Raw genomic sequence first — 255 nt, 5'->3', positions numbered from 1 at the left:
CTCTGTCGTTGCCTGCGCCTCTCGGCTGCTTTTATTGATGGCTGTGACTGGCCTGACGGCCTGCTCGACAATGCAAGCAACCGACACCGGTTTTTTGAAAAACCGCAGCGAGATGACAACCTCTAAAGATGGCAGCACAGCCTACTATCGATCTCCAACTCCTGTAGATCCGCATCAGGTGCGCTCAATTTCTGTTGAGTGGGCTACGCCAGTCGAAGCGACGGTCCCGGAGACTGAAAGGGTGCGATTGATTTC

The 255-nt window shown here is 54.1% G+C and carries 1 protein-coding gene; it reads left to right on the top strand.

What is annotated here, in order from left to right:
• A partial coding sequence (locus C5P05_RS34205; RefSeq protein WP_232834276.1) for a hypothetical protein occupies positions 1-255 on the top strand: 255 nt, incomplete at both ends.

The sequence above is a fragment of the Rhodoferax ferrireducens genome, assembly GCF_003347515.1.
Classification (GTDB): domain Bacteria; phylum Pseudomonadota; class Gammaproteobacteria; order Burkholderiales; family Burkholderiaceae_C; genus Rhodoferax.
Note: the sequence above shows the minus strand (reverse complement) of the source record. Positions and strands in the feature narration are given on the sequence as shown.